At 65.8% G+C, this 18,418-nt stretch carries 19 protein-coding genes; 5 read left to right on the plus strand and 14 right to left on the minus strand.

The annotated features are described in order from the left end of the window. Positions 1-6: 6 nt before the first annotated feature. Entirely contained in the window at positions 7-1,059 is a 1,053-nt protein-coding gene (locus H9639_RS02950) for an NAD(P)H-dependent flavin oxidoreductase (protein ID WP_191806607.1), read from the minus strand. 104 nt (positions 1,060-1,163) lie between these two features. On the opposite strand from H9639_RS02950, the gene H9639_RS02955 reads away from it, so the two are divergent. Next, on the plus strand, positions 1,164-1,406 hold the full coding sequence (locus H9639_RS02955; protein WP_191806608.1) for a hypothetical protein: 243 nt from the start codon (positions 1,164-1,166) through the stop codon (positions 1,404-1,406). Positions 1,407-1,485: 79 nt separating this feature from the next. Here H9639_RS02955 and H9639_RS02960 read toward each other — a convergent pair whose 3' ends face one another. Further along, the gene (locus H9639_RS02960; protein WP_191806609.1) at positions 1,486-2,073 is read right to left on the minus strand and encodes a helix-turn-helix domain-containing protein; all 588 of its coding nucleotides are present in this window, start codon (positions 2,071-2,073) and stop codon (positions 1,486-1,488) included. A gap of 47 nt (positions 2,074-2,120) precedes the next feature. On the opposite strand from H9639_RS02960, the gene H9639_RS02965 reads away from it, so the two are divergent. Next, on the plus strand, positions 2,121-3,014 hold the full coding sequence (locus H9639_RS02965; protein WP_191806610.1) for a class I SAM-dependent methyltransferase: 894 nt from the start codon (positions 2,121-2,123) through the stop codon (positions 3,012-3,014). A 64-nt stretch (positions 3,015-3,078) separates the two neighbouring features. On the opposite strand, the gene H9639_RS02970 is transcribed toward H9639_RS02965, so the two are convergent. The 9 genes from H9639_RS02970 to H9639_RS03010 form a co-directional block, all read right to left on the minus strand. Continuing rightward, positions 3,079-3,624, minus strand: coding sequence for a GNAT family N-acetyltransferase (locus tag H9639_RS02970; RefSeq protein ID WP_225219078.1), 546 nt, complete (start codon positions 3,622-3,624; stop codon positions 3,079-3,081). 99 nt (positions 3,625-3,723) lie between these two features. Then, positions 3,724-4,143, minus strand: coding sequence for an ACT domain-containing protein (locus tag H9639_RS02975; protein WP_191806611.1), 420 nt, complete (start codon positions 4,141-4,143; stop codon positions 3,724-3,726). Positions 4,144-4,341: 198 nt separating this feature from the next. Further along, complete coding sequence (locus H9639_RS02980; protein ID WP_191806612.1) at positions 4,342-5,499, minus strand: ABC transporter substrate-binding protein; 1,158 nt, start codon at positions 5,497-5,499, stop codon at positions 4,342-4,344. A gap of 72 nt (positions 5,500-5,571) precedes the next feature. Next, a complete protein-coding gene (locus H9639_RS02985) occupies positions 5,572-6,441 on the minus strand; it encodes an ABC transporter permease (protein ID WP_191806613.1) in 870 nt (289 codons plus the stop codon). Next, positions 6,438-7,265 (minus strand): ABC transporter ATP-binding protein, encoded by an 828-nt coding sequence (locus H9639_RS02990; RefSeq protein WP_191806614.1) that lies wholly within the window; start codon positions 7,263-7,265, stop codon positions 6,438-6,440. Before H9639_RS02990 ends, H9639_RS02985 begins: the two co-directional genes overlap by 4 nt. Beyond that, entirely contained in the window at positions 7,262-8,149 is an 888-nt protein-coding gene (locus H9639_RS02995) for an ABC transporter permease (RefSeq protein WP_225219079.1), read from the minus strand. Before H9639_RS02995 ends, H9639_RS02990 begins: the two co-directional genes overlap by 4 nt. A 2-nt stretch (positions 8,150-8,151) precedes the next feature. After that, entirely contained in the window at positions 8,152-9,168 is a 1,017-nt protein-coding gene (locus H9639_RS03000; protein WP_191806616.1) for a TIGR03842 family LLM class F420-dependent oxidoreductase, read from the minus strand. Positions 9,169-9,176: 8 nt separating this feature from the next. Beyond that, positions 9,177-10,598 (minus strand): dihydropyrimidinase, encoded by a 1,422-nt coding sequence (gene hydA / locus H9639_RS03005; protein WP_191806617.1) that lies wholly within the window; start codon positions 10,596-10,598, stop codon positions 9,177-9,179. 41 nt (positions 10,599-10,639) lie between these two features. Beyond that, entirely contained in the window at positions 10,640-11,488 is an 849-nt protein-coding gene (locus tag H9639_RS03010; RefSeq protein ID WP_191806618.1) for a nitrilase-related carbon-nitrogen hydrolase, read from the minus strand. A 353-nt stretch (positions 11,489-11,841) separates the two neighbouring features. Here H9639_RS03010 and H9639_RS03015 point away from each other — a divergent pair, with 353 nt between their 5' ends. From H9639_RS03015 to H9639_RS03025, 3 genes are all read left to right on the plus strand, one after another. Then, positions 11,842-12,900, plus strand: coding sequence for a putative F420-0 ABC transporter substrate-binding protein (locus tag H9639_RS03015; protein ID WP_191806619.1), 1,059 nt, complete (start codon positions 11,842-11,844; stop codon positions 12,898-12,900). Between the two features lie 130 nt (positions 12,901-13,030). After that, the gene (locus tag H9639_RS03020) at positions 13,031-14,038 is read left to right on the plus strand and encodes a putative F420-0 ABC transporter permease subunit (protein ID WP_404799721.1); all 1,008 of its coding nucleotides are present in this window, start codon (positions 13,031-13,033) and stop codon (positions 14,036-14,038) included. Further along, complete coding sequence (locus H9639_RS03025; RefSeq protein WP_191806621.1) at positions 14,035-14,856, plus strand: ABC transporter ATP-binding protein; 822 nt, start codon at positions 14,035-14,037, stop codon at positions 14,854-14,856. Before H9639_RS03020 ends, H9639_RS03025 begins: the two co-directional genes overlap by 4 nt. A gap of 94 nt (positions 14,857-14,950) precedes the next feature. Here H9639_RS03025 and H9639_RS03030 read toward each other — a convergent pair whose 3' ends face one another. From H9639_RS03030 to hisS, 3 genes are all read right to left on the minus strand, one after another. Continuing rightward, the gene (locus H9639_RS03030) at positions 14,951-15,928 is read right to left on the minus strand and encodes a coenzyme F420-0:L-glutamate ligase (RefSeq protein WP_191806888.1); all 978 of its coding nucleotides are present in this window, start codon (positions 15,926-15,928) and stop codon (positions 14,951-14,953) included. Then, entirely contained in the window at positions 15,925-16,929 is a 1,005-nt protein-coding gene (locus H9639_RS03035; protein WP_191806622.1) for a TIGR03557 family F420-dependent LLM class oxidoreductase, read from the minus strand. Before H9639_RS03035 ends, H9639_RS03030 begins: the two co-directional genes overlap by 4 nt. 96 nt (positions 16,930-17,025) lie before the next feature. Continuing rightward, positions 17,026-18,369 (minus strand): histidine--tRNA ligase, encoded by a 1,344-nt coding sequence (hisS, locus tag H9639_RS03040; protein WP_191806623.1) that lies wholly within the window; start codon positions 18,367-18,369, stop codon positions 17,026-17,028. Positions 18,370-18,418 lie beyond the last annotated feature (49 nt).

Genomic DNA, 18,418 nt, shown 5'->3' on the forward strand with positions numbered 1-18,418 from the left:
GGCCGGTCACTCTGTCCCATCCGTCCGTTCCGCCTCACCGGCGAGCCAGCGGACGACGTCGGCCACCGGCCCGTCCGGGGCGCTGCGCCAGCCGGTGCCGGCCCAGAGGTGCAGGGTTCCGCTGTCCCCTGCCTTTCCTGCGGCCTGACGGAGGGCACGGGTGAGATGGTGGACCGCGGGATACGCGTCCGGTGCGTGCGCCTCGTGCCGGTCGATGAACCCGTTGCGCAGCGCCCGGGCCGGCCGGCCGGTAAAAGCGCGGGTCAGAGTCGTTTCAGTGAACGCGGAGTCTGCCAGGGCCGTCCGATGCGTGGGCGAGGTACCGGCCTCGTCAGTCCGCAGCAGCAGGGTGCCGACGGCGGCGGCCACGGCACCTGCGGCGAGGAGCCCCCGGACTGCATCCGGACCGTCGATGCCGCCGGCGGCAATGATCGGCAGGCTGGTTTCGGCGCGGACCGCCCCGACCAGGTCCCTGGTGCTGGTTGGCTCGATTCGGCGGCCCGGGTCGAAGGTGGCGCTGTGCCCGCCGGCCTCTGGTCCCTGGACCACAAGCCCGTCAACACCGGTTTCTTCTGCCTGCAGCGCTTCTGCCACGGTGGTCACGGAGGCAAGGACCCGGCTTCCCGCCTGCTGCAGGGCTGCGATCACTTCGGGATCGGGCAGCGCGAACGTCAGCGAGACAACAGGCACCGGGTCCCGGAGCAGCAAGGCAAGTTTCTGCGCCCAGAAGTCATCGTCTGCCACCGGCACCGGCTCCAGTGTGAGTCCGTACCTGTCGGCGTCGGCCTGGAGTTCGTGTGCATAGGCGCGGAAGACGGCCTCATCGACGGCAGCCGTGGCGTTGGAACCGGGAACGAAGAGGTTCACTCCAAAGGAATGTCCGCTGGCCCGGAGCTGGTTGATCTCTCCGGCGAGGGCCTCGGGGGTTTTGTACCCGCCGGCCAGGAACGGAAAGCCTCCGGCTTCCGCCACTGCGAGGGCCAGCGCCGTCGTCGTCGGGCCGCCTGCCATGGGGGCGGCAGCGATCGGCAGGCGGGATGTCAGCAGGGAGTCTTCCATGAGCAAACCCTTTCATTGGAGCCAGGTGCGGCTCCACCCGGCACAAACTGCGGCCGGTGGAGCGAGGGGTTCCGCTGCCTTAGTCTGCGTCCCACACTGTGGAGATGGACAGCGGAAAAGAAACAGCAGGGACGCAGTGGTGGTCACGGCTGGAACCGGCCACCCGCGCATGGCTGGTCAGTAACAACGGCGATGCGGTGCCGGACGGAATCGCGGCCGAGGTTCTGGCGGCGGGCGGTCCGGCAGCTCAGCCGGCCGGCGGCGGTTCCGGGCTCTATTATCCGGATGAGGTCATTGACTGGATTGAGGAGACCGCGAACGGCGAGGGAGCGTCCGGTTTCACGTAACCGACGGCGGTGAAGGCCGGTGCCGCTAAGCGCGGGCACCCAGCGCCCCACAGCCTACGGTCCGCGTTCCCTAAACCAATCAATCATGCGAATGAAGATGCGCCCGCTCCCCGCCATGGTCGAAGATCGTCAGGACGTCGACGGGACCCTCATGGGCACCCACCCGGTGCGGGACCATCGTGGAAAACTCGGCGGCCTGCCCCTCCTGAACCAGGATGGTGCGCTCCCCCAGCACCAGGCTGACGGTCCCGGAGAGCACAGTGAACCATTCGCGGCCGGGGTGAACACTCAGGCCGACGTCGTCCATCGAGCGTTCCGGAGTAATCCGCATCTTGGCCACGGTTGTTCCGCTGGCAGAATGCTCCCGTGACAGGAGCCATGTGGTTACCCCGCGCTGGTGTTCGGGCTCCGGACGGATCACGACGTCGTCATCTTCAGCGGACTCCACCAGCTGATCCAGTGTGGTCCCCAGCGCCTTTGCCAGGGGCACCAGCTGGTCCAGGGCAATCCTGCGGTGCCCGGTTTCGATCCGGCTCAGCGTGGACGGACTCAGGAAGCAGCGCGCTGCGAGGGCGTCCAGCGACCAGCCCTTCGCCAAGCGGAGGCCTTTGATGCGCTGCCGGATGACTGTGTCGAGGGAAAGGTTCTCATTGAGATCTTGCGTCATAGGCAAGAGTGTATTCGAATGAAGCAACGCATGCCTAGGCTTATGTCATGACCTCCCAGCAACCGCACGAACCCCACAACGGCCATCACGACAGCCACAAGGAGGGACATCAGCTCAGCCGGCACAACGCGCACCAGCAGGCAGACGAGCCGGGCCTGGCCGAAGCTCTCGATCTGGATGCCTTGCTGCTGCACGAGCATCTGCAGGAAATCTTTGAGTGGACAGCTGCCCACCAGGACAGCCCGGGAACGATCATGGATCTGGGGGCGGGAACGGGAACCGGCACCCTCGGCCTGGCACGCACCTTCCCCGAGGCGCGGGTGGTGGCCGTCGACCAGTCCGTGTTTATGCTCGAACGGCTGGCTTCCACAGCTGACAAACACGGACTGTCGAATCGGATCTCCACCCAGCAGGTGGACCTCGATTCCAGTTGGCCCCAGCTCGCCGGCGTTGACCTGATCTGGGCAGCATCCTCCATGCACCACATGAGCGAGCCGGACGGCGTCTTTCGCCGGATCGGCGAGACTCTGGCTCCCGACGGCCTGCTGGTGGTAGTTGAAATGGACGCCTTGCCGCGCCATCTGCCCGATGACTTGGGTTTCGGCACTCCGGGACTTGAACACCGCTGTCATGCCGCGGTGGCACGCGCCGGTTGGAACGCGCACCCGGATTGGGCCACTGCCATCCAGGAGGCGGGGATGGTGCTCATTGACCAGCGGACCTTCACCCACACCACGGCTCAGAACCCTGACCTCATGGTCCGCAGCGCCCAGATGTTCCTGTCCAGGATCCGCGCCGGCCTGGAGGACACGCTTTCCCCGGAGGACCTGGCCGCCCTTGATCACTTGCTGGACCCGAGCAGTCCGCAGTTCCTGGGCCGGCGCACTGACCTGGCGATGCATGGCAGCCGCACCGTCTGGGCGGCCCGGCCCCGCGGCTAAGCACTCCTGCCCGCCGGATTCTACCGGCGGGCAGGTCCGTTCGGCTGCAGCGCCTCTCAGTTACCTAGCGGACCGGGATGTCCTGGCCGTGCACCGCGCTTCCGCAGGGTTCGTCTGCTGTTGAACGGACCATGCGAATTTTCCGCACGCCATTCTCGATCTTCACTAACCCGTCCGGAACGAAATTGTTCTTTCGGTAAAAGGCTTGTGCACGGGGATTGGGGTCGGCGACCCAGAGCGCAGCACGTGTGGTGGGTTCAATGACTGATTCCAAGAGCGCCTTCCCTACTCCCGACCCGTGGAACGCGGCATGTACGTAGAGAACATAGAGCTGCGCTGACTCGTTGGCGCCGTCCGGGGAAGGTCCTGACATTGCAATGCCAATCATTGAGCCTTCATACGCTGCGACGGTAACGGTGTTCTTCTCATAATCCGGGTGCGTTAGGGCCGCGGCCCAGAACCTCTCGCGCCAGTCCAGGAGCGCGGGATCGTCCAGCACCGCGTCACTCATCAGCCCTCGGTAGGTCTCACGCCAGGTCTGCACGTGAAGTTTCGCCATGTCCTGCGCATCCGCAGGTTCCGCGCGACGGACCTCAAAGTTGATCGGCATGCCTAACAAGGTACGCGCCCTGCATGGCGCCCTGTCTGCGACACGTGCGAAGGCACTGGCCGTGACAGCGCTGCGAGAGACGTCCCGCTTAGGGGTGGTTTATCGCTCTTCACCTCGGTGTGGCTGGATCAGGTATCCCTTGTCCCTCAGGGCATGCAGAGCCTGATCCAAAAATTCACCGCGCAGAAGCAGAAGGTCACTGTCGAAAGTCGATAAAACGAAGACTGGTAAGCCCTGCTGGGCGACTGCCGTTGTGAGACCGGAAACGACCCCGGCGAGGTCGAAGGGAATCGGCCCGTCAACGTAGAGGCAACGCCATCCAGGATCCACGTCGTCTGCCGCAGGAAAGGCATTTTCCTCCGCCACCACGGAAAGTTCCTTGTGGGTGCGGGTAATCGACCACACTCCAGACAATTGGCCAATGTCCAACAAAGGGGTAGCCGGACCAAAACGGTAAACACTCAAACGGTCCGGAAGAAGTGTGAGACTAACGGGCGGCGTCGTTGGATTAATAGACATATCTACACCTATTCGGTGTCGCGGAAGACGCTCACGACGGCGTCACTTTAATCGCTCAGCCAATATGCCAGAACTCCGACAGTCATCACAACTCCGGCACACCGCCGACGCACCGCCATCAGCCGGGGCCACCGGTGAGGGGTCCACGGAAAAGCCGAAAAGCGGTGCGCCGGCCAGGCCGGTCAGCGCTCAAACCACTCAGTTACCCCCGGCCGCCAGCGTCACCTCAATCGGTTCATAGCCGGCGCCCCTGGTATCCACGCCTTCCTCTTCCAGCTCGGCCAGCGCCTTCTCCACGTACTCATTGGTATACGCGGTGGCCGGCGGTTCTTCGCTGATGATCGTTGCACCGGTTTCGTTTTTAGTGCCCATAGCGATCTCCACGGTCTGCTCCCAGGCCGCTTCGTCGATCAGGCCGACGCCGTTAGTCGATGGCCAGAGCAGCTTGTTGGTTTCATTCGTCATCCACAGCTGATGGCTTTGTCCGAGCGTGGAGCCGGCCCCGGTAACAATGGAAGCCGCTTCCTCCGGATTGTCCTTCGCATACGCCCAACCCTTGATCGCAGCCTTGATAAACGCCACCGTGGTGGCCTGGTACTCCTCGTCATCCTCCAGGCGCTGGGTGTCGGCCCAGATCGCGTCCTGGAGCATGGCAGTGCCCTCCTCGTTCCAGTCGACGACTGACAGGTCCTCCGGCTGGTAAAGCTCCCCCGTGTCAGGGTTCTCGGTTTCCAGCACCTGCGCGTACTCGTTGTAGGTCATGGCCTGGGCGGCATCGATGTCCCCGGCCAGGAAGCCGTTCATATCGAACGCCTGCTGGATCAGTTCGATGTCACCGATTTCCACGCCGGCCTTTTGCATGCCGGCGAAAAGCTCCCATTCGTTCCCGTAACCCCAGGAGCCCACCTTCTTGCCGGCCAGGTCCTCCGGCCCGTCAATTCCGGAGTCCGCCATCGCCACCTGGAGCGTGGCGCTCCGCTCGAAGATCTGGGCGACGTTGGTGATTGCCGCACCCTGTTCGATCGAGCCGAGCACCTTGGGCACCCAGGAGATGGCATAGTCCGCGTCACCGGAAGCCAGGACGTCCTGAGGCACAATATCGGCACCTCCCTCCAGGATTTCGACGTCGAGGCCTTCCTCCTCAAAGAAGCCCTGGTCCAGTGCGGCGTAGTAGCCGGCGAACTGGGCCTGCGCGAACCATTGCAGCTGGAGCTTTACCGGCGTGAGTTCTCCGGCGGCCGCACCTTCCTCACCGGACCCGCCACTACCTCCGCAGCCGGTCAGTCCCAGGGCTGCTGCGGCCAGGGCTGCCGCCAGGGTGGTCAGTGGTTTGCTGGGTTTGTTCTGCCTGTTCATGTTTTTTCCCCTCTGGCGGACGGTGATTGCGACGGCGTGGTGCACATGGAAAAAGCTGGTGGATCGCCCAGTTCAGGCCCGGGCCGTGTGGCGGGAGAAGTACTTCTCCAGCCCGGCAGTTACTGCGTAGAACAGCAGCCCCAGCAGCACTGCCCCCACCACGTAGGCCCAGGCAAGGGTGTAGTTGCTGCTCGAAGCCGCCGAGGTTACGGATTTGCCGAGCCCGCCCACCGGCCCGCCGAAATACTCCGCGATCAGGGCTGAAACCACGGCCAGTGACGAGGCGATGCGCAGCCCGGTGAACATGTACGGCACGGCACTGGGCAGGGTTACACTGCGGGTAATCTGCCAGGTGCCGGCTGCATAGGACCGCATCAGGTCCCGGTGGACCGGAGCGGCCTGCCGGAAGCCGCGCAGCGAATTGACGTAGACCGGAATAAACACGGCGATTCCGGCGACGATCTGCCGGGTGGCCTGCTGATCCGCCCCGTACATGGTGTACAGGACCGGGGCCAGGGCCACGATCGGAATGACGGACAGCGCCACCACCATTGGCGCCGCGAGACGGTCCAGCACCGGTGCGGCGGCGGACGCCACGGCAGCTGCCACGCCCAGCAGTCCTCCCACCACCAGCCCGATGGCTGCGTTCGCGCCGGTCACGGCCGCGGCATCCAGGACGTTCCGGAGGTTTTCCAGGAACGCCCCGGCGATCGCCAGCGGGCCCGGCACAATGAATGGTTCAATCTCCAGCAGCCAGACGGCTCCCTGCCACAGCAGCAGTGCCGCCACCCCCAGCAGCAGCGGCGCCGCAAGGGACCGGCCTGTTCCGGGTAAGCGGCCGGGATCAATTCCGGCTACGCCCCGCGTCCTGGCGGAGGGGCGGGTCCCGGCGCGGGTACGGGAACCCGGTGCCGCCGGCGGGTCCCGGACAATCCCGCTCATCGGGTTTCAGCTCCCCGGACGGCTGCCGGCTCCGCACCGTGCAGGGCCTCCCGCACCAGCCGGACCGCGTCATAAAACGCGGCCTCCTCCCGCAGGCCGGCACCGCGGGCGGCAGCGGTTCCCAGAGTGATGTCCACGACGTCGCGGATCTCGCCGGGGCGCGGGGACATCACCACCACCCGGTCCGAGAGAAACACCGCTTCCGGGATGGAGTGGGTGACAAAAACGACGGCGCAGCCGGTCTCGGCGCTGATGCGGATCAGTTCGTTCTGCATCCTTTCCCGCGTCATCTCATCCAGCGCCCCAAAAGGTTCATCCATCAACAGCAGTTTCGGGGACTCCGCCAGTGACCGGGCGATGGCCACCCGCTGCTGCATTCCGCCGGACAGCTGGTCGGGATAGTGTTCACCGAAATCCGAGAGTCCCACCATCGCTAACAGCTCGTCGACGCGCTCCCGGCGGGCAGCCGCCGCGGCGCCGTGGGTCTGCAGCGGAAGCTCAATGTTTCCCCGGACGCTCCGCCAGGGCAGCAGGCCGGCCTGCTGGAAGGCGATCCCGTAGTCCTGATCCAGGCGGGCCTGCCGCGGAGGTTTCCCGAATACGCTGATCATTCCGGAACTGGGGGTATCAAGGTCAGCGATCAACCGCAGCAGGGTGCTTTTGCCGCAGCCGGAGGGACCGATCAGGGAAACGAATTCCCCGGCAGCGACCGTGACGCTGACGCCGCGCAGCGCCTGTACTTCTTCCCGGCCAGACCGGAAGATCCGGTCCACGCCGCTCACTTCGACCGCGGCCGCCGGCCGGTCAGAATGGGCCTCATTCATACTGCCTGTTCTCCTCTGCGGTAGCGGCGCAGCAACACGCCAATCAAAGCGACGCATCCCACTGCGGCCAGGCCCAGCACCACGGCTCCGAAAATAGGTGCCCAGGGTTTGCCCGGGTCTCCCCCGGCTGCGGCCGCAAATTCCACGATCATGCGGCCGATTCCGCCCCGAAGTCCGATCGAGACCTCCGCAACGACAGTGCCGACCACCGCACTGGCCGCGGCCAGCCGCAGGGCCGGCAGCAGATAGGGGACACTGGCTGGCAGCCGCAGCCTCAGGAACGTCTGCCACCAGCCCAGGGCGTAGGTGTGCATCAGGTCCACATGCGCCTTCTCCGGAGCGCCGAATCCCCGCAGCGCTCCGACGGCTACCGGGAAGAACGCCAGGTAGGCCGCAATGACCGCCACCGACATCCAGTTCTCCCAGACAAAGGGACCGAACTCGAGCTGGGAACCCCAGCGCCGCACCAGCGGAGCGATGGCAATCAGCGGCACCGTTTGGCTCAGGATGATCCAGGGCAGCACCGCCGAATTGGCACTGCGGAAGCGCTGCATCAGCATGGCCAGCCCCAGGCCCACCACTGTCCCGAGCAGCCACCCGGCCCCGGCAATTGCCAGCGTGAAGCCCGCCGCCTGCAGCACCGCGGCCCACATGGGCACGGCACCGGCGGCCGAGGATTCCGGGGCGAACAGCCGGGCGAGCATGGTCCAGGTGTGCGGCATGGCCAGGTCCGTGGTGCGCGGGAGCAGGGGAATACCCCCAACGCTCACACCCTCAGCGGGCCCGAGAGCCTTGTAGAGCTCCCAGACCAGGACGGGAATCAGCACCCCGCCCAGCCCCCAGAGGAGCCGGGCCGGCCGCATCCGTTCCTGCCGCCCACCCATTCTCATGCTTTGGCGGCCACGTTCTCGCGCAGGGCAGGAATGACGGTCTCGCCGTAAACCCGCAGGGTTTCTTCCTTGTTGTCGTGCTGGAGATAACCGGCGAACTGGGTGACCCCCAGCGCCTTGAGCTTCTCCAGCTTCTCCATGTGCTCTTCGGCCGTGCCGAGGATGCAGAACCGGTCCACGATTTCATCCGGGACAAAGTCGGTGTGGGTATTCCCTGCCCGTCCATGCTCGTTGTAGTCGTAGCCGTGGCGCCCGGATATGTAGTCCGTCAGTGCCTGCGGGACGGAGGAATCCGAACCGTATTTGGCAACGATATCCGCCACGTGATTGCCCACCATGCCCCCGAACCAGCGGCACTGATTGCGCATGTGCTCCAGGTCGGTCCCGATGTACATGGGAGCGGCAACACAGAAGGAGATGCTGTCCGGATCCCGGCCGGCGTCCGCTGCGGCCTGCCGCACGGTGCGGATCATCCATTCGGCGATGTCGACGTCGGCAAGCTGCAGAATAAACCCGTCGCCTATTTCGCCGGTGAGCTTCAACGCCAGCGGCCCGTATGCTGCCACCCACACTTCCAGTTCCGAGCCTTTGCTCCACGGGAACTGCAGGGTGGCGCCGTTGTACTCAACAGGACGTGAGTTCGCGAGTTCGCGGATCACGTGGATGGCCTGCCGCAGTGTCTTCAGCGTGGTCGGCGCACCGTTGGTCACCCGCACCGCGGAGTCCCCCCGCCCGATTCCGCACACTGTCCGGTTTCCGTACATCTGGTTCAGCGTCGCGTAGGTTGACGCCGTTACCGTCCAGTCCCTGGTGGCCGGGTTGGTGACCATGGGCCCCACCTTGATGGCGCGGGTTTCCGCCAGGATCTGGCTGTAAATCACGTAGGGCTCCTGCCAGAGCAGGTGCGAATCGAAGGTCCAGACGTAGTCGAACCCGTGTTCCTCGGCCAGCTTGGCCAGGGCCACTGTCCGCTGCGCGGGTGGGTTGCACTGCAGTACCGCACCAAATTCCATGACTCCCCCTAGACCAGGTACTGGCTGGTTGCGCGGTGGACGTAGCGTCCGTGGCCCTTGCTGCCCACATACTGGTTGCCGCTGACGACCACCGTGCCGCGGGACATCACGGTGTCCACATGACCCTGAATCTCGTAGCCCTCCCAGGCGGAGTAGTCCATGTTCATGTGGTGGGTTTTCCCCAGTCCGATCGAGGTGTGGCCGTTCGGATCGTAAATAACGACGTCGGCGTCGGCACCGGGGGCGATCACGCCCTTGGTGCCGTACATGCCAAACATGCGTGCCGGCGTCGTGCTGGTGATTTCGACCCAGCGTTCGAGGCTGATCTTTCCGTCGACAACGCCCTGGTACATCAGGTCCATCCGGTGTTCCACCGAGCCTATGCCGTTCGGGATCTTGGAGAAGTCCCCCACCCCTAAATCCTTCTGGCCCTTCATGCAGAACGGGCAGTGGTCGGTGGCGACCATCTGGATGTCGTTGGTGCGCAGTGACTGCCACATGTGGTCCTGATGGTGTTCGTGCTTGGACCGCAGCGGCGTCGAGCAGACCCATTTGGCGCCCTCGAAGCCTTCGGCGCCGAGCTGGTCCTCCAACGAAAGGTAAAGGTACTGCGGGCAGGTTTCGCCAAACACGTTCTGCCCGTTGTCCCGGGCCGCGGCCAGCTGCTCAACCGCCTGCTTGGCTGACACATGGACCACGTACAGCGGAGCTCCGGTGAGGTTCGCGAGCATGATGGCCCGGTGCGTGGCTTCCTCTTCCATCTGCCAGGCCCGTGCCACGCCATGGTAGTAGGGGTCGGTTTTGCCCTGCGCCAGCAGCTCAGCGACCATCGCGTCGATCGCGGGACCGTTCTCGGCGTGCATCATGGTCATCAGCCCGGTCTCGGCACCCACCCGCATGGCCTTGTAGATCTGCGCATCGTCGCTGTAAAACACCCCGGGATAGGCCATAAAGAGCTTGTAGCTGGAGACGCCTTCGTCCGGCAGGGCTTCCATCGCCTTGAGCGAATCGTCGTTGACGTCGCCGATGATCTGGTGGAAGCCATAGTCGATGGCGCATTGCCCGGCGGCTTTCTCATGCCAGGCGGCCAGCCCGTCCATCACCCGCTCCCCGTAGCGCTGGATTGCGAAGTCCACAATCGTGGTGGTGCCGCCCCAGGCGGCCGCCCGGGTTCCGGTCTCGAAGGTATCGGAGGCTTCGGTGCCGCCAAAGGGCATCTGCATATGGGTGTGGGCATCGATGCCGCCGGGAATGACGTATTTGCCGGTGGCGTCCAGGACCGTGTCCACGCCCGCGGCAAGGTCGTGGCCCAGCAGCGGAGAACCGGGAGCAAGCACGGCGGCGATTTTCTCTCCATCCACCAGAACATCCGCAGCGCTGCGGCCGGTGGCGGTGACGACAGTGCCACCGGAGATCAGTGTTGTTGCCATAAAACGTTCCTGCCCTTCGTTCGGTTACGGCCGGGCCCTGCCTATGGGGCGGTGATCGGGTTGTAGGCATCGGGACGCCGGTCCCGGTAGAATTGCCAGTTGTTCCGGGCCGTTCGGACCAGGTCCATATCCAGGTCCCGGATCATCAGCTCCTCCCCGTCCCGCGCGCCGCGCTCTCCGACGTAATTGCCCTGCGGGTCCGCGATATAGGACGTTCCATAGAAATCAACGGCTTCTTCACCGAACTCGTTGGTTTCCTCACCTACCCGGTTCGGCACCACCACGTAATAGCCGTTGGCGGCCGCCGCTGTGGGCTGTTCCAGGTCCCAGAGCCGGTTGGAGAGTCCTGGTTTGGAGGCGTTGGGGTTAAAGACCAGCTGCGCACCATTCAGCCCCAGCACCCGCCACCCCTCCGGGAAGTGCCGGTCGTAACAGATGGTGACGCCGACTTTTCCGACGGCGGTGTCGAATACGGGCCAGCCGAGGTTCCCAGGACGGAAATAGAACTTCTCCCAGAATTTCTCCACATGCGGGATATGGTTCTTGCGGTATTTACCCAGATAGGTTCCGTCCGCATCGATCACCGCGGCGGTGTTGTAGTAGACACCCGGTTGTTCCTCCTCATAGACCGGAAGAATGATCACCATGTTGTGCTCAGCGGCGAGTTTGGAGAAACGCTCGGTCAGCGGGCCCGGCACGTTCTGCGCGTATTCGTAGTACTTGCTGTCCTGGACGATCCCGAAGTACGGGCCGTGAAAGAGCTCCTGGAAACAAATAACCTGCGCGCCTTCCGCGGCTGCCCGCCGGACGAAGTCCTCATGCTTGGCGACCATGGATTCCTCGTCGCCGGTCCACGTTGTCTGGGTCAGTGCGGTACGGACAGTTGTCAAAACAGCCTCAACCTTCCGGCAGCACTCCTGCCACCTTGTTCCGAAAAGACCGCCAGGGTCTCTCCATATCCTTTGGGCCAAAGATTTCCCCTGCGTTTCGGAGGCATTAAAGCTGCGGGGCAACTGTTTTCTCCGTGCCCGACATCCTTGGCTATGCGCGCCGGTTCTGCAAGAGTGTAGAAATTGCCGCAGGTACGCTTTCAGCCCGGCGGCAGGCAACGTTTCTACGGCCGGTCTGGCCGGGATCCGCCGGCCCCGATTTGGGCCCTGGCCAAGATGCTCTTCTGGGTTCCCCGGAAATCTTTCCGGTGCATAACCCATCGGTCCCGCCCAAATCCCACCAGCGAGGTCACATGTCACGTTTCCGAACCACCGCTTCCCACCCTGCCCCTGCAGCCGGCGGAGCCCGACGGCGGACCGCGCCTTTGGCTGCAGCAGCAGTTTTCTGCGCCGCGGCGCTGCTTTCCGGCTGTTCCGCCGGACCAGCCGAAGACCCGGCGGCGGCTGCACCCACCGGGGAAACCGCCGCGCCGGAAACTCCGGCGTACCCGCTGACCCTGGATAACTGCGGAACTCCCGTGACCCTCAGTGCCGCACCCGAACGGGTGGTCACGATCAAGTCCACATCCACGGAGATGCTCCTGGCCCTCGGGCTTGGCGGGAAGATTGTGGGAACGGCGTTCTCTGACGGCCCGGTGCCCGAAGTGTGGGCTCCGGCCACCGCTCCACCGGTCCTGGCCGAAAAGGTTCCCTCCCGGGAAGCAGTCCTGGCCCTGGAACCGGATCTGGTCTTCGCCGGCTGGGAATCAAACTTCTCCGCTGACGGCGCCGGGGAACGCACCCAGCTGGCGGAACTGGGCATCAACAGCTACGTCTCCCCTGCTGCCTGCCAGGAGGACGGCTACCGTCCGGATCCTCTGACCTTCGACGATGTTTTCGCTTCGATCACTGAGGCCGGGGACCTGTTTGGCGCACCGGAGGCCGCACAGGAACTTGTGGACGCGCAGCGCACTGAACTTGCCGGAATACAGCGCTCGGAAGCCGGGCTCACGGCCCTCTGGTACAGCTCCGGTTCAGACACCCCCTATGTCGGCGCGGGCAGCGGGGCACCGCAGCTGATGCTGGAAGCCGCCGGCCTGGAGAACATCGCCGCAGATATCAAGCAGGCCTGGAGCCCGTATTCCTGGGAGGCAGTGGCAGCCGCGGATCCGGATGTGATTGTCCTCGTGGATTCGGCCTGGGGCAGCGTGGAGAAGAAAAAAGCCGTACTCGAATCCCACCCGGTCATTTCCCAGCTCACAGCCGTGCGGGAGGGCCGGTATCTGGTGGTGCCGTTCGCTGCCTCTGAAGCCGGGGTCCGGAATGTTGAAACCGTCCGGTCCCTGGCCGACCAGGCCGCGGCGCTTGACTGACACCCGGGTCGGCCAGCCGGCAACCGGTCCGGTGCCCGAAACCGGGCCGGTGCCTGGGGTCGGGCCAGTATCCGGGACCGGGCCAGTTCCCGGGGCCGGACCGGCTGCGGCGCACGCCGCCGTACCGGAACTGCGTCCCGCCCGGCCCCGCGCCCGGCTTCTCGCCGTCGTCCTTGCTGCGGCCCTGGCGGCGGCGATGCTCTGGGCCCTGACAGTGGGTCCGGCAGGTCTGGGCCCGCGTGAGGCCTGGCTGGCCCTGGTTTCCCCGGGCAACAGCGCCCTCAGTCCCATCCAGGAAGCGATCATCCGCGAACTGCGGCTCCCCCGCCTGCTGACGGCGGCGGCTGTCGGTGCCGGGCTGGCGCTTTGCGGAGCGGTGATCCAGGCGCTGACCCGTAATCCCCTGGCCGATCCCTATCTCCTGGGCCTCAGCTCCGGTGCATCCCTGGGAGCGGTTTCCGTGCTTCTCCTGGGTGCCGCCGTCGCGCTTCCCGCCGCCGCCTTCGCCGGGGCCATGCTCGCCATGGTCCTCACGCTCACGCTTGCGGGGGCACTGGGTACCATCACGCCCACCCGGACGATCCTTGCCGGTCTGGCGGTGTCTTCGCTTGCCGCCGCGGGCGCGTCCTTCGTTGTGTTCTGGACGGCCCAGGGCGATTCCTACCGTGAGGTGCTGGGCTGGCTGATGGGATCCCTGGCGGGAGCGGGCTGGAGCAGTGTCGGCATCGCCCTTCCGGTCCTGGCGGTGGTGGGCGTTCCGCTGCTGTTCTGCGGCCGGATCCTGGATGCCTTTGCCTTTGGTGACACCGCCGCCTCAGCTCTCGGGGTACCGGTGCCCACCGTGCGGTGGACCTTGCTGGGCGCCACCGCGCTGCTGACCGGAGCCTTGGTTTCCGTCAGCGGCTCCATCGGGTTTGTGGGTCTGGTGCTTCCCCATGCCGTCCGTCTGATTGCCGGGTCCGGGCACCGTGCTCTCCTGCCGCTCTCGGCGCTGGCCGGAGCGCTGTTCCTGGTCCTCGCGGATACCGCTGCACGGACGGTCTTCGAGCCGCGGGAAATCCCGGTCGGAATCGTGACCGCACTGATCGGTGCCCCCGTTTTCATCGTCCTGCTGCTTCGCCGGCGGAGCATCTCATGAGCACAGTCCGGACCTCTGCCCCTGCCAGCGGCCGCACGGTCAAGCAGCTGCAGCTGAGCGCGGACCGCGTCACGGTGACCCGGGGCGGGAAAACACTGGTGGACGGCGTCAGCTGCAGTCTTCGTCCGGGAACGGTAACGGGCATCCTGGGGCCCAACGGGGCCGGCAAGTCGACTCTGCTGTATCTGCTCGCGGGTGTCCTCCCGGCAGACTCCGGCACCGTCCTGCTGGGCGAACACCCGCTGACCCGGATCAGCGCCCGGGAGCGCGCCCGCAGCATCGCCCTGGTGGAGCAGTCCCTGCCCGACGACGTCGCCCAGCCGGTCCGCGGGGTGGTGGCCCTGGGCCGGACACCCCACCGGAGCCTGTTCGCCGCGGACGGACCCGGGGATTCTGCTGCGGTGGAGCGGGCGCTGACGGCGGCCGGCGCCCAGCGGCTGGCGGAACGGATGTACCCGACCCTTTCCGGCGGCGAACGGCAGCGGGTGCAGCTGGCCCGGGCGCTGGCACAGGAACCCTCGGTGCTGCTGCTGGATGAACCCACCAACCATTTGGATGCCGCCGCCCAGCTGGAAACCCTGGATCTGCTGCAGGACCTGGCTGCGGAAGGGCTCGCCGTCGCAGCCGCCCTGCATGACATCAACCATGCAGCCTCCTCCTGCTCGCACCTGATCGTGCTCAGCGCAGGACGGGTGGCGGCGGCCGGACCGGCCAGGGAGATCCTGACCCCGGAGCTGATCCGCCGGGTTTACGGCGTTAATGCCACGCTGCTCGTCCACCCGGCAACGGGACGTCCCCTGATCGCGCTCAGCCGTTAGGCTGCGGGTTTGCAAACCTGTCCCGGGCCGCCGCGGATCCCGCCAGCCGCACCGCCGGCGATCCCGCCATCCGGAGTTCCCGGCGCTCCCCTGCTCAGCCCCCGGTGGAACGGGCACGGCGGCGGGCTTCGGACGCTGCCGCAGCGTAGCCGGCTGCATACCCGTCTTCATAACCCGCAGCGTGGCCGTCGTCGTATCCGGCGTTGTAGCCGGACCGGGTTCCGCTGCGCCGTCCGTCCTCGAAAGCTTCAGCGGAACCCTGCCGGAACATGTCCTCCTCCGCCGGACGCAGCAGGGCCTTGGCACCGGGGTCCCGGTCCATTCCGCCAACCGTGACCAGTGCCTCCAGCCCGCGGACCAGGGCAACGGGGACCCCGGAGGTTTTTCCTTTCACCAGATCGGCGGCTGCGGCTATCTCATCGGCCACCGCCGTAACGGTGGCCGACATTGGCCGTCCGGAGCTGTCCGGCAGCCCGCGCAGATCCAGCAGCACGTTCAGTCCAGCAGCACCGATGGCGGCGTCGGTCTGTCCCTGCCGCCACGGCCGGCCCAGGGTATCGGTAATTACCACGCCGACGTCGACGTCCCAGTCCCGCTTCAGCCCCCGGCAGAGCCTGCGGGCAGACGCATCCGGATCCAGCGGCAGCAGCAGGACTGTGCCTTCGGCAGTGTTGCTGGCGTCCACGCCGGCAGCTGCGGCCACAATACCGAGCCGGTTCTCCACAATGCGCGTGATTCCATGCGCATGCGCGCGGCTGGCCACCACCCGCACAGTTTCCTGTTCGACGGCGTCGTCCCGGCGGTCCGCGGGCAGGACCCGCCCCTCGGCCTTGGACACGATCTTGGACGTCACCGCGAGGATGTCCCCGCTGCGCAGCTCCCGGCCGCAGGCCCAACCGATCAGTTCCACCAGGTTGTCCCCGGCCTGGATTTCTCCGATTCCCTGCACCGGAGTGATGAGCAGGCTCGCAGCCGCTGGGGGTTCCGTGCCCGGGGCGGATGCCCCGGTGCCCGGCGATGGTTCCCGCAACGCTTCCGGTGCCGGCAGGTCCCGGGTCCAGTCCAGTGTCATCGGTGCAGCTCCGGCAGAACGCTGGCGGAGAAGGTGTCGATCCATTCGCGCTGGTTTCGCCCCACATTGTGCAGGTAGACGCGGTCAAAACCGAGGTCCAGGAATTTCTGGATGTAGGCCCGGTGCACGTCAGGATCCTCGGAAATCAGCAGCCGGCCTTCGAAGTCCTCCGGGCGGACCAGCCGGGCCATCTGCTCCAGTTCGAAGGGCGAGCGGATATCCGCCTTCGGGAACTTCATTCCGCCGTTCGGCCATTCGGTCATGGCGTTGGTGAGGGCTTCCTCGTAGGTCGGCGCCCAGCTCATGTGCAGCTGCAGAACCTTGGGCATGGTGTCCGGATCCTTACCTGCCTCGCGGGCACCGGCGTCGAACCGCGCAAACAGACCCTCGATTTTCTCCAGCGGAGCACCCACGGTAATGAGGCCGTCGGCGTGCCTGCCGGCACGCTTGGCGGTCACGGGACCGGCAGTGGCCACAAGGATCTCCGGGGCAACCTCCGGCATGGTCCACAGGCGCGTCGATTCCATCTTGTAGAAGGTGCCGCTGTGCCGCACGTCCTTGCCTGCCAAGGAAGCCGCGAAGAGCTTGGAGATGATCTCGATCGCCTCGAACATGCGGTTGATCCGCTCCGGGGCTTCCGGCCAGTACTGGGCCGTCACATGCTCATTCAGCGCCTCACCGGACCCCAGCCCCAGCCAGTGCCGGCCCGGATACATGGCAGCGAGGGTCGCCGAGGCCTGGGCCACCATCGCCGGGTGCCAGCGGAACGTGGGCGCCGTGACGCCCGGACCGATGTCGCCCTTGGTTCGCTCCCCCAGAGCGGAGAGGACATTCCAGACAAAGGCAGACTGCCCCTGCGCCGGCACCCAGGGCTGGAAATGGTCCGCGGCCATCACTCCGGAGAAGCCGCGCTCTTCCGCGTAGGCGGACAGAGCCACGGCCTCCGTCGGATGAAATTGTTCCAGCATGGCCGCGTAACCGATCCGGAGTGGGGTTTTCATGCAGCCACTATAGGCCAGCCTCCCTGCCCAACCCGGAAGCGGCGTGTTTCAGCCGTGCAACGAATGAGCCTCGGATGAAATCAGCCGGGGAAGGAATCAGCTCCGGGCTGTGACCTGCGGAAGCAGGTCCTCTGCCGGAGGGGTCCACACGGCCGGATCAGCGGCAACCTGGTCACCCGACCGGATGTCCTTGACCTCGTGGCTGCCGTCTTCGGCGGTGAACCAGACAAAGGGGATCCCGCGCCGGTCAGCGTACTTGATCTGCTTGCCGAACTTCTCCGCCTTTGCAGCCACCTCAACGGAGATCCCGCGGCCGCGCAGTGCCGCGGCGACATCCTGCGCCGCGGACCAGGAATCGTCGTCGGCCAGGGTCACCAGGACGGCGGTGGGAACCGCGCGTGAGGCTTCAGCGAATTCCTGGCTGAGGATGCGCATCACCAGGCGGGTCACACCGATGGAGAGTCCGACGCCGGGGAAGGTGCGGCTGCCCTTGGTGGCCAGCGCATCGTAGCGGCCGCCGGAGCAAATGGAACCCAGCTGCTCGTGGCCCACCAGCACTGTCTCGTAGACGGTGCCCGTGTAGTAGTCCAGGCCGCGGGCAATCGAGAGGTCCGCGATGACCTTGCCCGGGGCACGCTTGGCCGCTTCAGCGATGACCTGCTCCAGCTCATCGAGCCCGGTCTCCAGCAGTTCGTTCGTGACGCCGAGGGCCCGGACCTGCGAGGCGAAGGAAACGTCGTCGGTGCGGATGGACGCGAGCTTCAGTGCGAGTTCCGCCTGCTCGGGGGTGGCACTAAGCTCTTCCTGCAGCAGCTCGGCGACGCGTGCCGGGCCAACCTTCTCCAGCTTGTCGATGCTGCGCAGCACCCCGGCGGTGTCCTCCAGCCCAATCCCCCGGTAGAAACCCTCGGCCAGTTTGCGGTTGTTGACCCGGATGCGGAAGTCCGGGATCGGCAGGGCACCCAGGGCCTCAGCGATGACCAGCGCCAGCTCGACGTCGTACCGGAACGGCAGCTCGCCGTCGCCCACCACGTCGATATCCGCCTGCGTGAATTCGCGGGCGCGGCCCTCCTGGGGACGCTCGCCGCGCCAGACCTTCTGGATCTGGTAGCGGCGGAACGGAAAGGCCAGGTGGCCGGCGTTTTCCACCACATAGCGGGCGAACGGCACGGTCAGGTCAAAGTGCAGTGCCAGCTGGTTCGGATCCTGCTTGCCGCTGCTTTCGCCTTCCTCGGCCTGCAGCCGGCTGAGCGCGTAAACTTCCTTGTCGATTTCGCCCTTGCGCAGCAGCTGCCCAACGGTTTCCACTGCCCGGGTCTCGATGTTGGAGAAGCCGTGCAGCTCAAAGGTCCGCCGGAGCACATCCAGCACATGGAGCTCAACGAGGCGTTCCTGCGGTAGCCATTCGGGGAAACCGGACAGTGAGGCCTTGCGTGCCATGCGGGAGAGCTCCTTGGGTGGATCGGCTTGCGGAGGCGGGCGCAGAGGA

It is taken from the genome of Arthrobacter gallicola (assembly GCF_014836775.1).
Classification (GTDB): domain Bacteria; phylum Actinomycetota; class Actinomycetes; order Actinomycetales; family Micrococcaceae; genus Arthrobacter_B; species Arthrobacter_B gallicola.